Genomic DNA, 15,072 nt, shown 5'->3' on the forward strand with positions numbered 1-15,072 from the left:
GAGGTTGCGTATTTTGGTGGTGGATGATGAATATTTTGCAAGGAAAGCTCTTATACAAAATATACTGGATTGGAGCGCCGAAGTCATTGTGGAGGAAGCGGAGAATGGGGAAGAAGCATTAGAGAAGATACAATCGCAAAAGTTTGATCTTTTATTCTCGGATATTCGCATGCCAAAGCTGGACGGAATCCAGCTTGCCAGTATACTGTTCGAGCAATACCCTCAAATATATAATGTAATTATTAGCGGCTACGATGATTTTCAATATGCTCAAAAAGCAATCGCTTACAAAGTCGAGCATTATTTACTTAAGCCTATAGAGAAAGCAGACATTTTCAAAATTCTAAATCAGGTACAAGAGGATTTGGAGAAGCACGCTCATGAGTTGTTTCTTGAGCAGTTAGCTTCATTTTATCATGAGGAACACGGCGTAGAGAACGGAGTCATTAAGCTTCCTTCAGCCGCATCCTACAGAACAGTGGTCGTGCAAGCATCCGCCCTAAATGAAGAATGGCTTTCCTTACACTTGAAACGAAAGCTTTGCGAGACCGGCATAGAAACTTATTTGATCCGAAGCCGGCGGATTACAAATATGTTCATAGTTTTACTTTTGCAGCAACAAATTACTATTCAGCCCGCGAAGCTAGAGGAAATAGGCGGCCGATTAATCGATGACTATACGATGCATACAGGTTCCCATATGACTATAGGTATCAGTTCAAGCTGCACAAGCGATGAGGATCTTATCAAATCTTACAAAGAGGCCAAGTATGCGATACTTCACAGGTTTATTGAGGGAAGCCGTACAGGCGTCTTTTTGTATGAAGATGTTAATCGGCAGCAGTATCCATATAACTTGGAATGTGCGGAAGAACTCCTGCAGCCCCTTTATAATAAAATGGTAAGTAATCAAGCAAAAGAGGCCCATGAGATCATAGCCAAGCTCTTGAAATTGGTCGTAGAGAAGAGATTATCGGTTCATACCCTTCATGATACTTGTGCAAAACTGACTGCTTTAATGAATTCTGTAATGGATCGGGTCAACCAGAACAAGGCTGTACCGGAGTCTTACTTGGATCCGCTGGATCTCTATGAGCATAATACGATGGATGAACTTGCAGATTACTTTTCATCGCAGGTAAATTTAGTTATGGGCAAGCTGGAGCAAGTGCTGCACAAACATGATATTGCAGATCAAATCAAAGATTACGTGGAGAAAAATTACAGGTACAATATCCTTCTGGAGGATATGGCCAAAAACCTGTTTTATACGGATGTGTCTTATTTAAGCCGACAGTTTAAGAAAAAGAACGGAATCAGCTTTTCAACTTATCTCTTGTCCGTTAGAATGCAAAATGCGAAAAAATTGCTTGAAACCACCCCACAGCTTTCTATAGCGGAAATTTCCACGGCCGTCGGCTTTAATGATTATTCTTATTTTATTCAAACCTACAAAAAATTTTATGGTGAAACACCGGGACGAAGTAAGCAAAAGGACCACAGCTAGCGAGGAGCGGGCACAATTTGAAATTAACCAAGCTTATACTAGGTTTCATATTATTATGCATCCTCTGTTCATGCTCCCTCTCGCCTAAAGAGAGCGGGCACCCCAACCAACCTACGCAGGTCAAGCTTGAATTGCTCTCTAATAAAGCGGATACGGCAGAAACTTTTGAAAAAATAATTGCGAAATTTGAAGAACAGAACCCTGCTATTAAGATTGAACAAGATGCGCCGCCCAATATGTTGAAGGTTCTCGCAATGCGTTTTTCCACCAATACGGCGCCATCTTTATTCACGGTCTATCCTACAGCGCCCAGCATGAGAAATCCCATTAACAACGGTTATATCGAGGATTTGACCGGGGATGAGATTCTTAGCAATGTGAGGCCTGAATTTTTACATTTCAGTCAGACCCAGGGGAGAACCTACGCCGTTCCTTATGCATTGGAGGGCTATGGCATTATCTATAATGCGGCGATATTCCGTGAACTTCATCTGAACATACCTCAAACTTATAATGAGCTGCTAGAGACGTCAGAAAAGCTAAAACGAAACGGGATCACCCCGTTCATCTTTCCCGACAAGGACTATTCTTACGTAAGAAAAACTTCAACTGTGCTGCTGGGATTGGATGAGCCTGATATTATTCCTTATTTTGAAGATGTGATAGCAGGAAAAAAGCACATCCATGATAGTAAACAATTGATTAACATGGCCCAAAAAACACTCGTGCTAAGAAAGTATGGGCAGCGGGGTTCGCTCGGTACTTCCAATGAAGCCGCTATTCGGGAGTTTGCTGACGGAAAAGCGTCTATGTTTTTCACAGGGATGTGGGAGGTCAGCTCAATCCAAAAAGCTAATCCTGCCATGGACGTTCAAATGTTTCCATTTCCGGCGGAAAGAATGGAAGATACGAAGGTAGCTATGCAGGTGGGTACAGCTATAGGTATTCCCAGGAATTCTAAAACCATCGTCGAATCGAAAAAGTTTTTGAGCTTTTTAGCCTCTACGGAAATTGCCCAGCTCTATTCAGATGAAACAGGGAATATTTCCGTTATAAAAGGGGTGCAGCATCACGTGAAAGAAAATAGCGGGATTGCGGAATATGCGATGGCTGGAAAGTACTTCAGGGCCGCCGACTCTCCCTGGACACCCTCCATGCAAGATGATTTCGGAAAATCCGTACAGCAGCTGATAGCCGGAAGCGGAATGGCTCCCTTTTTACAGAAAATGGAGGAAGTTTTTTATAATACGGGAAATTAACATATTGAAGGATAGGCGCTGAGGAAACTCTCACGTCCTATCCTTTTTTCTTGTTTATGAGATGATAACGGTTACAAAGGTCAATTTTCTTATGTGTCTGAAGTCATCTAATTCATATCATTGCCATTTATATATTGATAAGCTTGTAAGCGTAAACAAAAATATTTCTCAAGGGGGCACCAACATGAAGAAACATCAGACTTTGAAACAAACGGCTTTATTTGGAGCAGCAGTAGCTTTGGCCGTTACGGCAGGCTGTTCTAATGGCGGAGAAGAGGTAAGCGGCAAGGAAGCTTCAACGGCTAATACAGGGGGAAAAGTAAAGCTGGAGCTGCTGTCCAATAAATCGGATGTAACGGAAACCTTGAACAAAGTGATCGCTAAATTTCATGAGAACAACCCAAATATAGAAATTGAAGTGAATGCGCCGCCTAATATGCTTAAGGTTCTGGCTATGCGCATTGCCAACAATGATGCACCGGCTTTGTTCACGGTATATCCTTCGGCACCAAGTATGCGCCAGCCTGTGAAGGATGGCTATTATGCGGATTTAACCGGAGACAAAACTTTGTTTAGTAACGTGATTCCGAGCTTTGTTGATTTTAGTAAAACACTTGATAAGAACTACACAGTTCCCTATGCATTAGAAGGATACGGTGTTACATATAACGTTGACATGTTCAAGGAGCTTGGACTGAGTATTCCCCAAACATATGCCGAGTTGATTCAAGCCGCCGAAAAGATTAAAGCAGCGGGCAAAACGCCGTTCTTATTTCCGGATAAAGAATATTCGGTCATTCGGCAAACGACTGCAGCTTTTCTAGGATTGGATATTCCGAACGCGAGTCAATTATTCGATGATGTAATTAATGGGAAACAACACATTGCCGATAACCAAGAAGTACGAAAAGTCGCTCAGAAGGTTCTGGATCTTAGAAAATACGGCCAAAAGGATTTACTGGGAACAGCCCAGGATAATGTCATCCGCGATATGGCGGCCGGTAAGGGAGCCATGTTTTTCCATGGAATGTGGCAAGCTCCCGCCATCAAAAAAGCGAACCCGAATTTGAATATTGACATCTTCCCCTTCCCGGCAGACAAAGCAGAAGACACCAAAGTAGCCATGCAAGTGGGGACAGCGCTTTCTATTCCGAAGGACGGCAAAAACAATAACGAAGCCAAAAAGTTTATGGAGTTTTTTGCCACTACGGAAATGGCGCAAATGTATGCGGATGAAACCGGCAATATTTCTGTCATTCAAGGTGTGAAACCGAACTACAAGGAAAATAAAACGCTGGCCGACTATGCTCTTTCAGGGAAGCTATACAGAGCGGCAGATTCTACTTGGACACCGGCGATGCAGGATGACTTCGGAAAGGCTACACAGGAGTTGATTGGCGGCGGAACAATCGATGCTTATATGAAGAAGCTGGAAGACATTTTCTATAACAAAGGCAACTGATGAATAACTAGCATAGGAGCTTTGGAGGTTGAAAGCATGGAAGTGATCCGTACAACCCAAACCCAACTGGCGCGTAAAAAAAGATCGATCCTCGGTTCTAAAAAGATGCTGGTTTATGTCATGTTTACCATTCCGGCATTGCTGCTTTATATCGGATTCTTTTTTTACCCGACGTTAATGGGTTTTAATTACAGTCTAACGAATTGGGATGGAATGGCTCGGACGTACAAGTATATCGGTCTGGATAATTACTTAGCTATTTTTAAAGACACCCGTTTTCTTCACTCGCTGGGCTTTACGTTCAAATACACGCTGATTGTAGTCATATTGAAAATCACACTCGCCTTAGGCTTGGCAATGCTGTTAACAACTAACTTAAGGTTCCGGGGCTTATTCAGATCTATTTATTTCTTTCCTGCGGTATTAAGCCTGATTACGATTGGATTGATTTTCAACGAAATTTTTCTAACGATTTTACCGGCAATAGGTGAAGCATTAGGAATTGAAGCATTGTCTAGAAATATTCTGGGAAACAAGGATACAGCGTTGTACGGTATAATCATTGCTAATGTTTGGCATGGTGTTGCTGTTCCGATGGTGATCTTTATGGCAGGCTTGGCCAGCGTTCCTAAAGACTTGCACGAAGCGGCAACGATCGACGGAGCAAGCAGATCACAAAGATTTGTCTCGATTACTCTGCCATTTCTAATTCCAATGCTAAATGTTAACTTGGTGCTTATCATTAAGGGAGGCTTGACCGTATTCGATTCGATTGTGGCTATGACGGATGGGGGACCTGGCACATCAACTGAATCGATTGGCTTCTTAATTTATCGTCATGGGCTTTTGGAAAATAAATTTGGATATGCCACGGCCGAATCTATCTTTATTTTTGCTCTCATCGCATTGATCTCCTTCGTGCAAATGAAATGGCTCAGCAAAAAGGAGGTAGGTCAGCAATGAAGGAAAACGCGCTTGTTCGGGCCATCCAATATACAGCTTTGCTAGTAGGTGTCTTTATTGTTATGATTCCTGTCTACCTGACAATTAATTTATCCTTTAAAACTCAAGTCGAGTCAGCGCAAAGCTTCTTTGCCCCCCCCTCAGGCCTTTATTTTGGGAATTTTGCTTCCGTCATTAAGGGTAAGTTTTGGATAAATTTAGGGAACTCTCTCATGATAACTCTCGTATCCATGCTATTCATCATGGTATTAATACCGTTGGTATCCTTCGCCATATCAAGAAATATGAAACATGGGTATTTTAAATTTGTGTTCTACTTTATTCTTGCTGGAATTTTTGTGCCATTTCAAGTCATTATGCTGCCTGTATTAAAGCATATGTCCAATTTGCACCTGTTGAATCAGCTTGGATTAATACTCATGTATATCGCATTGTCCTTTACACAGGGCATCTTCCTGAGCGTAGGATTTCTGAAGAATGTGCCGATCGAATTGGATGAAGCCTCCACGATAGACGGCTGCGGCATTTGGCAAACCTTTGTACGTATCATATACCCGCTCATGCTTCCGATTATCGTAACCATTGTTACCTTAAACAGCTTGTGGATTTGGAACGATTTCCAGCTTCCGCTGATTTTGTTGAATCGAAGTCCGAATTATTGGACATTGCCGTTATTTATTTACAATTTCAAATCCGATTACGGCGCTAACTATAACGTTGCATTTGCCGGATTTCTTTTGACTATGCTTCCCATTATTCTGTTATATAGTGTTATGCAGCGTCATTTGATTTCCGGATTAACGGAAGGCGCTTTGAAATGATACACGCAAGGAGTGATTTGTTTATGCTGTCAGAGTATACTTTGCCCCGGTCTGCGCCGGAGGAGCAAGGAATCGCCTCATCAGCCATCCTCGCATTTCTAGATGCAGTGGAAAAAGAAGGACTTGAGCTGCATGGTCTAATGCTGCTTCGTCACGGATATGTAACAGCGGAAGGGTGGTGGGCACCCTACGGGCCGGGGCATCCCCATATGCTATTTTCGTTAACCAAAAGCTTTACTTCGACGGCTGTAGGATTTGCCGTTTCGGAAGGTCTGCTGAATATTGAGGACCCGGTAATCTCGTTCTTTACTGAACAGGTAACGGAACCGGTTAACGCTCAGCTTGCATCGATGCGTGTCAAGAATTTATTGACTATGAGTGCTGGCCACGCCAGTCCCATCATGGGGGCGGAATGGCGCCAGACTCAAGGCGATTGGGTTTCATACTTTCTGAATAAAACGATGGATCATCCGCCAGGCACAAAGTTTATGTACAATAGCGGCGCTTCGTACATGCTGTCCGCGATTGTTCAGAAGGTATCGGGACAGACATTACTGAATTATTTGCGCCCGCGCTTGTTTGAACCGCTTGGAATACATGCCTCGGCTTGGGATACTTGTCCTTCCGGAAACAACACCGGAGGCTGGGGACTTAGCTTGAAGACAGAGGATTTGGCCCGATTCGGACAGTTTTACTTGCAGAAGGGGATGTGGAACGGTAAACAGCTTTTGCCGGAAAGCTGGATAGAGGCTGCAACCTCTTATCAAATTTCCAGCGGTTCCGATAAGCCAAGCGACTCCCAACAGGGATACGGTTATCAGTTTTGGCGGTCACGTCATAATACGTATAGAGCCGATGGTAAATTTGGACAATTTTGCGTGGTTATGCCTGAGCAGGATGCGGTTATCGCCATACATGGCGGTCTAGAGAACATGCAGGCTGTACTAAATCTCATTTGGAAGCATTTACTGTCTGCAATGGAAGACCATAGCCTAGAAGAAAATAAACAGTTCTATTCATTACTGCAGACAAGATTACACCGACTGACGATGCTGCCGCCCAAGCTTCAGGCGAGCTCTCCAATTGCTGAACAGGTCTCTGGTAAATATTTTGTACCGGAAGAGAATGACGATCAAATTAAGGGGATCAAGTTTATGTTTCGGGAAGACGGCTGTACGTTTGCATTAGAGGATCATCGGGGGGAGCACCGAATTCAATGTGGAGTCAATACATGGCTTATGGGTGATACCACTATGAGCGGCAGATCATTACATCATCAGTATGAGCCTCCGGTTATGCGAGTTGCAGCAAGCGGCACTTGGCATGATGACCATACCTATGTCATGACCTGGTGCTTTACCGAAACGCCCTTTATCGATACAGTCGTTTGCCGTTTCGATGAAAATAAGCTTCGATTGGAACGCTCTGTCAATGTGAACAGCGAAGCTAAACATCGTCCTCCTGTTCTCGCAGCATGGACTTGACTTAGAAAAAATACGGCCCCTGACAAAGGGAGCCCATTTCGGAAGAATGTTCCGTACTTATAGCGATGAATTTTCAACGGCCTCCGGCAAAGGGGCCGTATTTTTGTTCCGCTGATCGAGATTACCTCGACGAAACCAACTTAAGTCATAAGTAGTCATTAAGAAAGCCAACTTATTGTACTCTGCAGACCGGTGGTGATAATTCTATATGGAAGAGACCGCACCGGAGCATTCTCATTCCTTAGACTGAGGCAGACGATTTTAGAACTGGCAAGACAAAAATTGTCTAAGTCCCGCAAACGCCCCCTCAGAAAAAAATGTCGCTTAAATGCCGATAAGGACAGGAGTACAATTGTTATGAAAGCGCATCCAGGATATTTACAACATAGCATATATAAGCATAAACGATCAAAGGAGGCTGCCATGAAATCTTCTTTTTTGCAGATGGATGGGATGAAAGCTGTCCACAGTCCTAGCGCGGGGCTTAACTCCAGGCTGTCCAAGGAGAAGTGGAGACAGTGGGGACGACCGAGGCCACTGAAAAAGGCAGCGCTCCGAGTACGGAACATTCTTCCGATCGCTGTTGTCCCTGGATTTCTTTGATTATATCCCGCTTGTAGCGGTTGAAATCCAAGCACAAAGGCGAACGCTTTCGCTTCTACAGAACGATTCCGCACGCTCCGCTAGTTTTTCAGTGGCCTCGGGACGACCGGGGATGGTTTTATAAATCTGCAGCCGTCCGGTAATCTCACGGATATTATTATAGCGGTACTCCAACATGCAAGGCTACCTGGATAGTGGAACGGTTCTGGCAGCTGCAACTCGGCAGCAGTGCCTTCCAATGAATGAAGGAATCCTGGTCTTCAACAATGCGAAATAGGGAGGATACTCATGTCAACGAAACGAGATTTACCGCAGCTTCCATACGGTGCGGTATATTTCCGCAAATCCAATCCGCCGAAGGAGGACTGGGAGCGGGACTATACGACCGCTGAGGAAGACGGAATGAATTTCAACCGTCATTGGTTTATGTGGGGGGCTATTGAAGTCTCTCCCGGTGTATATGACTGGAGCGATTACGACCGGCAAATGGATTTGGCGGCCAAGCATGGCATCCGGACGATTATTGCCGAAATGATTACGTCTATTCCCGAATGGGCGGCGCATAAGTATGCACACGCACTACACAAAAAGGCGGACGGGACGTCAGTAAGGACGCAGATGGGTGTCAGCAGCGCGACCGGCGGCTTCGGAAACGGCTCCCAGGGCATGCTGTCACTGGATTGCCCCGAGGTGAAGGAAGCGGCGGGGCGGTTTTTGAGCGAGCTGGTGCTGCGGTACAAGGATCATCCGGCGATGGCGGGCTATGATGTCTGGAACGAGTGCAATTATTCTCCTGACGGATGCCATAACGAATATACGCTCAGGAAATTTCGCGCTTGGCTGAATGTGAAATACGGAAGCCTGCAGGCTTTGAATCAGGCTTGGCACCGATACAGCTATACCGACTGGGAGCAAGTCGATTCTCCCCGCCAGCTGGCCCCTTATCCCGAATGCATCGACTGGGTGCAGTTTACCAAAGAGAACTTTTATGAGCATATGCAGTGGCGGGTTGATCTGATCCGCAGCTTGGATGATAAAAACATCATTGCGGCTCATGGTATTGCAGGCAGCATGAATCAGATAGCTTCCATGGGGGCCGACGACTGGCTGGCCGCTTCCAAGGTGGACGTATACGGATTTACCTGGGTCGCCTCCCGCAAAGGCAGCGAGCCTTGGAAGCAGTGGCACGCAGTCGATTTGACCCGCGCCGCTTCACGAGGCCGGACATTCTGGCATGCCGAAGCCCAGGGCGGAGCGCTTTGGCTGCAGCCGCAGGTCATCGGACGTGCGAGAAACGACGGCCGGATCACCGAGCCGGAGGATATCCGCGTCTGGCAGATGATTAGCTTCGCCGGCGGGGCGCGCGGCCTGCTCTTCCCGCGCTGGCGTCCGCTGCTGGACGGAGCCGCTGTTCGGCGCGTTCGGCCCCTATGGGATGGACGGCTCCCGAACGGCCCGTTCGGAGATGGCCTCTGCGATTGCCCGTTGGGGCAACGCACCGCAGCAGAAGGAGCTTCTCGAATCGAAACCGATCCAAGGGGAAATCGGCATCCTTGTCGTTCCGGAAGCGCAGGTTTTCGATTACTTGTTGCACCGCCAAGGCCAAAACGAGCTGTATGCCCAAGCGCTGTGGGGAGCCTATCAGGCGTTTTTCGATCAGAACGTACAGGCCGACTGGGTACATATTGACGATATCGAGCAGTACAGGGTTATCTACTTGCCTTATCCGATTATGCTGACGCCCGGTCAGGCAGAAAGCCTGCGCAGCTGGGTCGATCGCGGAGGCACGCTGATCAGCGAAGGCTGCCCCGGCTACTTCGGCGCACGCGGCAGGGTGGGAACACGTCAGCCGAATCACGGTCTGGACGCGGTATTCGGCGCCCTGGAGACCGATGTGGAGTTTACGCCTGATCTGGACGAGGGCTTCGAGTTCTCCTATAACGGAAGCCGCGTGCTGGGCGGCGGTTACCGGCAGGCGTATCGAACGGCGGGAGGCCAGGAAGCCGGCAGTTACGAGGATGGAACCACAGCCGTCGTCAAGCATGTGTATGGTCAGGGAAGAACGCTGCTGATAGGCACGTTCCCGTCGGTTGGCTATTACCGAACCCGCGATGAAGGAACGCGCGCATATTTCGCCGGTGTCCTGGAATGGGCGGGGATCGGGCCGCATATCCGGCTGACCGACACCAGCCTGCAGGCAAGGCTGTCCCGGACGCAGGACGGACAGCTGTTTCTCTGGGTGATTAATCCAATCCGGCAGGAAAAGACTGCCGAGCTGAAGCTGGCCGGTGCTTTCAGTTCTCTGAAACCGGGCAGGGTGCTCTGGGGCGAAACGGTGCCGGAGCTTGCGGAAGCATCCCGGCTGCGTGTTAGTCTGCCCGCGAGGGACGTGCTGGTGCTTGAACTGACCCCTGTGTAACAGCCCATGGGTTTCGAAAGTAAAACGTAATAGAGTGTGAGCTTGCTGCGATTATTAGACGAATAAGGGAGAGATTGCAAATGGAATCCAATAAGAATGAACCGCTTACAGTAAAAATAATTCGCGATGCATCCGATTCACTCGCATCCAGTAAATCCGTGACATGGGCGATTTCCCGGCTGGAGCAAGCGCTGCAGGAGCAGGGAGGAAATCTTACAGAAGATTTGGATGCGGAAGTGAAGGCTGGCGTGCTGGTAGTGATCCTTGCCGGCACGGATTCGCAGGCTGCGCAAAGATTGGCGCAGAACGAAGAAAGCAAGCTGCCTGCAGGGCCGGAATCGTTTCTGATTCAATCCGGAGCGGATGGCTTGCACGTGATCGGCACGGACGTTCGGGGCTTGATCTATGCGCTGCTTGAGCTGGCGTACCGTGTTCAGCACGGAACCAGTGCAGCGGAAGCGCTAGCTTTCAGCGAAGCCTACACCGGTGAGCCGGCTAACGAAATCCGGGCGATCAGCCGGTCATTCTGCAGCGAGATCGAAGATAAGCCGTGGTTTTACGATAAAACGTTCTGGGACCAATATTTGACGGAGCTGGCGACCCACCGCTTTAACCGGCTGCATCTTACGCTGGGCATCACTTATGATTACGGTCATGACCCGAGAGTACAGGATAACTATTTCGGCTTTTCCTACCCCTATTTTGTAACCGTGCCAGGATATGATGTGCGTGTAAAAGAGCTGGAGGAGGGGGAACAGGAACGGAATCTGGAGATGCTCCGTTATATCAGCCGGGAAGCGAAGCTGCGGGGGATTCATTTTCAGCTTGGGCTTTGGAATCATGCCTATACGATGCTGGACAGTCCTGATCAGCTGCAGACGATCGAAGGGATCGACGAGACGAATCATGCCGTTTACTGCCGCGACGCGCTGGGTACTTTGCTCACGGCCTGCCCGGATATCGACGGCGTAACGATCCGTACCCATTACGAGGGAGGCATTCCCGAGCCTTCGCACGTCTTCTGGAGCGAGGTAATGAAGGGCTTGACTGCCTGCGGCCGGACGGTTGAAATCGATATGCACCCGAAAGGGGTGGATGCACAGATGCTCGAGGTGGCGCTGGGAACGGGCATGCCGGTTATCGTTTCTCCTAAATTCTGGGCCGAGCACATGGGATTGCCTTACCACCAGGCCGCCATCCGGACGCGGGAGCTGCCTGTCGCCACAACCGAGCGCGCCGAGCTGATGGGAGTAACGAATACATACAGACGTTTCACGCGCTACGGCTATGCGGATTATTTAAATGAAAACCGGCAAACCGGTATCCTTCACCGGATTTGGCCCGGCACTCAGCGGGTGCTGCTGTGGGGGGATCCGGCTATGGCAGCAGGCTACGGGCGCAGAGGCAGCTTCTCCGGCAGCCAGGGAGTGGAGCTGTGCGAACCGATGTCTTTCAAGGCTCGTAAAACGAGCGGCTCCCCTGGGGGACGCGAGCTGTACAGGGATGAAGCGCTGCAGCTGGATGGTCAGACCTGGAAAAAATATTTGTACACGTACCGCGTCTGGGGCAGGCTGATGTACAATCCGGAGGCACAGGCGGATGAATGGCAGCGTTATTTGCGCGGCCAGTTTAAAGACGCCGCATCGGAATGCGAGCAGGCGCTGGCGCATGCCAGCCGGATTTTGCTGCTGTTGACCACAGCGCATCTGCCCTCTGCGTCCAACAATTACTTCTGGCCGGAAATGTATAACAATCTGGCGATCGTCAAGACGGAGCAGCCGTCCGAGGTTGATTTCGATACGCCGGAGCCGCATACGTTCGGTGCGGTCAGCCCGCTGGATACGGCGATGTTTTATGGCATTAACGAATTTGCCGACGCCTGCACGCAAGACAAGCTGCAGGGCAAATATACGCCGCTGGACACGGCCCAGTGGCTGGAGTCGCTGGCGGATGCGGCCGACAAGCATTTGGCCGCGGCCAAGACGAAGGTTGAGGATCCGTCGGATGCCACCTTCCGCCGGTGGGCGGTGGATATCGCCGTACAGGCGGGACTCGGTCATTTCTTCGCCCGCAAATTCCGGGCAGGCGTGTCCTATGCGCTGTTCGAACGGAACGGAGACAGCGGCTTGCTGGAAGAAGCGCTTGCCAGCTACCGCAGTGCGCTGACCGCTTGGGAGCATATTATTGAAGCGACCAAGGACGTATACGGCGATGATATTACGTTCGGCTACAAGCCGTTCATGAGAGGTCACTGGTCAGACCGGCTGGCCGGCATTCAGGCGGATATCAATGCATTGGAGCAAATTTATCGGAATGTGGTGCCGGGTGAAGCGGGGCATAAGGAAACGGCTTCCGCAGCCGCTGTATTGTCCGGAGAGGTGACGCGGCGCCCGGCGATCCGGCATGAGGCTCCGGCTTCCTTCCGCAGAGGCGAGCCGATTTGCCTGGAGCTGTCGCTCTTGGGCGAGCAAGCTGGAACCGTGACAGGCGCTACGCTGCTTTACCGTCATGCGAATCAGGCGGAAGCATATGAGGCGAAGGAAATGACGGCTGCGCATGAGACGTATACGGCCTCTATTCCTGGCAGCTACACGGATTCGCCGTTCCCGCTTATTTATATGTTCAAGCTTCGCAATGACCAGGGGGATGTATGGCTGGCTCCAGGCTTTGAAGCGGATTTGTCCAACCAGCCGTACTTCGCCGTACGCGAGCGGCAGGACTAACAAGCGGTACCCTTGCTGACAAAGTAATTTAAACTTCATTCAATTACAACAACACCGTCGTGTATCGAAGCCAATGAGAAACTTGCGAAGAGCACGGAATCATTCTGTAGAAGTGCAGGCGCTCGCCTTTGTCCCTGGATTTCAACCGCTAAACGCGGGATGAATCAAAGAAATTCGGGATAACCGCGATCGGAAGAATGTTCCGTACTCGTAGCGATGCCTTTTTCAGTGGTCTCTCGTGTCTCGACGGTGTTTTTTTGTCTGAAATGAAATGGGATCGGGGTCTTGCGATTATGCATTCCTGATTTTAGGTGCCCAGTAATTTACAAATAGTCTTGTCAATGTACCCGTGAAAATATAAAAAAGAAAGGAATAAAAGTAGTTCCAGCCAAAATAAGTAATGGCTCCGGCCCAAACGGAAAAGGGTTCGCCGACAAATGCAAAGATAAGAGCTTGGAGAACCAGGGCAAGGGAAAAAGATTTCCATGTCGGGAAGTATTGAAAAATCAGCATCTGTGCAACCGGAATGATAGAGAAATCAAAAGGAAAAGAAATGAGCGAGTAAGGGAGCAGCTTATTAGGATAAATCCATATACCGGTTTCGGCACCGAGGTCGTCTGTAAAGGAAGTGATAATTAATACCATTAAACCGAAAAACCAAATCGTATGGGACCTTTTACGGTCAATCAGCAGGATAAGAATGCACCATGGAATGACGAGCATGCCAAGCATGAACCACCAGGTCCAAGAAAAGATGCCATCATGAAGCCATCTTTGATATTCAAAAAATGCATCATTTTGCTGCATTTCATGTAATTGATCATTATTTATGGATAAGCGCCATTCCATGAGCCATTACCACCTAAAGGGTGAAGATTTTAGCTTTAGTATTTGAAGCAATTTACCATTTTATCCATGCCCCATTATTCGCTCGTCATACCGCATGCTTTTGAAGAAATGAATATATTCCTGAAGAATGGGCGTAACAAAACGATTTCGGTTATAGATGAAGAACAAGCTCCGACTCATGGTCTCGGAGTTTAAACTTTTGAAAACCAGCTGCCCGCTCCGGACCTCCTCCTCAACAGCCAACCGGGACAAGATGGAAATGCCCAACCGGCACTGAATCGCCCGTTTGATGGCTTCCGTTGTTCCCAGCTCCAGCCCGTCCCTGCATTCAATCTGGTTCTCATTGGCCCAAAGCTCCATCATTCTGCGTGAAGCGGAATCTTGCTCCCGTAAAATCCATAACTCATTGCGCAAATGCTCTGCTTCAATCGTGTCGGCAAGCGCCAGCGGGTGATCCGGATTCATGACCAAACCAAGCTCATCGTTAACCATTGGAATAACGACAAGCTCAGGATCGCTCACGTTATGCTCGGCTACCAGACCGAAATCGATTTCCAGCTTTTTGACCAAGTCTATAATCTTAGGAGAATTATTTACTTGGATCACAATGTTGACATCAGGGTAAGCCCGGCGCATTTCTCCAAGCAGCTTTGGAAGAAAGTAGGTTGCCGGCGTATTGCTCGATCCTATGATGATCTTGCCTTTTTTAAATTGCAGATAATCGGTTAATACTTGCTCCGCTTCGTCGGACAGTGAAACGATGCGAGTGGCGTAATGCAGAAGGGCTTTGCCTTCATCCGTGAGAAGAACCATTTTATGCTTATGGATAAAAAGCGAGACACCGACGGATTGTTCCAGCTTTTTCATATGAAATGTAACGGAAGGCTGTTTGATTTTCAGCTTGTCCGCGACGACAGTCAGTCTTTTGTATTCTGCAAGTAAGACTAATATTTTCAACTGCTGCAAATTAAACATAATTCCA

Annotated in this window: 11 protein-coding genes; 9 read left to right on the forward strand and 2 right to left on the reverse strand. The window is 48.3% G+C overall.

Going from position 1 to position 15,072, the window contains the following annotated elements:
• Positions 1-4: 4 nt before the first annotated feature.
• The 9 genes from ACHHV8_RS13605 to ACHHV8_RS13645 all read left to right on the forward strand — a co-directional run bounded on the left by ACHHV8_RS13605 (position 5) and on the right by ACHHV8_RS13645 (position 13,241).
• Positions 5-1,507: a response regulator gene (locus ACHHV8_RS13605; RefSeq protein ID WP_395158732.1), complete on the forward strand. Its 1,503-nt coding sequence runs from the start codon at positions 5-7 to the stop codon at positions 1,505-1,507.
• Between the two features lie 17 nt (positions 1,508-1,524).
• On the forward strand, positions 1,525-2,766 hold the full coding sequence (locus ACHHV8_RS13610) for an ABC transporter substrate-binding protein (RefSeq protein WP_395158733.1): 1,242 nt from the start codon (positions 1,525-1,527) through the stop codon (positions 2,764-2,766).
• Positions 2,767-2,950: 184 nt separating this feature from the next.
• Positions 2,951-4,228 (forward strand): ABC transporter substrate-binding protein, encoded by a 1,278-nt coding sequence (locus tag ACHHV8_RS13615; RefSeq protein ID WP_395158734.1) that lies wholly within the window; start codon positions 2,951-2,953, stop codon positions 4,226-4,228.
• A gap of 36 nt (positions 4,229-4,264) precedes the next feature.
• Positions 4,265-5,191 carry a carbohydrate ABC transporter permease gene (locus ACHHV8_RS13620; RefSeq protein WP_395158735.1) on the forward strand — a complete coding sequence of 309 codons (927 nt, stop codon included), beginning with the start codon at positions 4,265-4,267 and terminating at the stop codon, positions 5,189-5,191.
• The gene (locus tag ACHHV8_RS13625) at positions 5,188-6,012 is read left to right on the forward strand and encodes a carbohydrate ABC transporter permease (RefSeq protein ID WP_395158736.1); all 825 of its coding nucleotides are present in this window, start codon (positions 5,188-5,190) and stop codon (positions 6,010-6,012) included. The genes ACHHV8_RS13620 and ACHHV8_RS13625 overlap by 4 nt, the downstream gene beginning before the upstream one ends.
• 23 nt (positions 6,013-6,035) lie before the next feature.
• The gene (locus ACHHV8_RS13630) at positions 6,036-7,496 is read left to right on the forward strand and encodes a serine hydrolase domain-containing protein (RefSeq protein WP_395158737.1); all 1,461 of its coding nucleotides are present in this window, start codon (positions 6,036-6,038) and stop codon (positions 7,494-7,496) included.
• Between the two features lie 891 nt (positions 7,497-8,387).
• Positions 8,388-9,788 (forward strand): beta-galactosidase, encoded by a 1,401-nt coding sequence (locus ACHHV8_RS13635; protein WP_395158738.1) that lies wholly within the window; start codon positions 8,388-8,390, stop codon positions 9,786-9,788.
• Entirely contained in the window at positions 9,685-10,518 is an 834-nt protein-coding gene (locus ACHHV8_RS13640; RefSeq protein ID WP_395158739.1) for a beta-galactosidase trimerization domain-containing protein, read from the forward strand. The genes ACHHV8_RS13635 and ACHHV8_RS13640 overlap by 104 nt, the downstream gene beginning before the upstream one ends.
• 80 nt (positions 10,519-10,598) lie before the next feature.
• Positions 10,599-13,241, forward strand: a complete 2,643-nt coding sequence (locus ACHHV8_RS13645) for a hypothetical protein (protein ID WP_395158740.1) — start codon at positions 10,599-10,601, stop codon at positions 13,239-13,241.
• A 291-nt stretch (positions 13,242-13,532) separates the two neighbouring features.
• Here the strand turns inward: ACHHV8_RS13645 and ACHHV8_RS13650 are convergent, their stop codons facing one another.
• Both ACHHV8_RS13650 and ACHHV8_RS13655 read right to left on the reverse strand, forming a co-directional pair.
• A complete protein-coding gene (locus ACHHV8_RS13650) occupies positions 13,533-14,090 on the reverse strand; it encodes a CBO0543 family protein (protein ID WP_395158741.1) in 558 nt (185 codons plus the stop codon).
• A 60-nt stretch (positions 14,091-14,150) separates the two neighbouring features.
• On the reverse strand, positions 14,151-15,065 hold the full coding sequence (locus ACHHV8_RS13655; RefSeq protein WP_395158742.1) for a LysR substrate-binding domain-containing protein: 915 nt from the start codon (positions 15,063-15,065) through the stop codon (positions 14,151-14,153).
• Between the last annotated feature and the right edge of the window lie 7 nt (positions 15,066-15,072).

The organism is Paenibacillus sp. TAB_01, assembly GCF_043945595.1.
GTDB lineage: Bacteria > Bacillota > Bacilli > Paenibacillales > NBRC-103111 > Paenibacillus_S.

What these genes read in the sequence shown, in the direction of transcription:
- ACHHV8_RS13615 (WP_395158734.1), top strand. Translation starts at nt 2,951, where the DNA reads ATGAAGAAACATCAGACTTTGAAACAAACGGCTTTATTTGGAGCAGCA.
- ACHHV8_RS13620 (WP_395158735.1), top strand. Translation starts at nt 4,265, where the DNA reads ATGGAAGTGATCCGTACAACCCAAACCCAACTGGCGCGTAAAAAAAGA.
- ACHHV8_RS13625 (WP_395158736.1), top strand. Translation starts at nt 5,188, where the DNA reads ATGAAGGAAAACGCGCTTGTTCGGGCCATCCAATATACAGCTTTGCTA.
- ACHHV8_RS13630 (WP_395158737.1), top strand. Translation starts at nt 6,036, where the DNA reads ATGCTGTCAGAGTATACTTTGCCCCGGTCTGCGCCGGAGGAGCAAGGA.
- ACHHV8_RS13635 (WP_395158738.1), top strand. Translation starts at nt 8,388, where the DNA reads ATGTCAACGAAACGAGATTTACCGCAGCTTCCATACGGTGCGGTATAT.
- ACHHV8_RS13645 (WP_395158740.1), top strand. Translation starts at nt 10,599, where the DNA reads ATGGAATCCAATAAGAATGAACCGCTTACAGTAAAAATAATTCGCGAT.
- ACHHV8_RS13650 (WP_395158741.1), bottom strand. Translation starts at nt 14,090, where the DNA reads ATGGAATGGCGCTTATCCATAAATAATGATCAATTACATGAAATGCAG.
- ACHHV8_RS13655 (WP_395158742.1), bottom strand. Translation starts at nt 15,065, where the DNA reads ATGTTTAATTTGCAGCAGTTGAAAATATTAGTCTTACTTGCAGAATAC.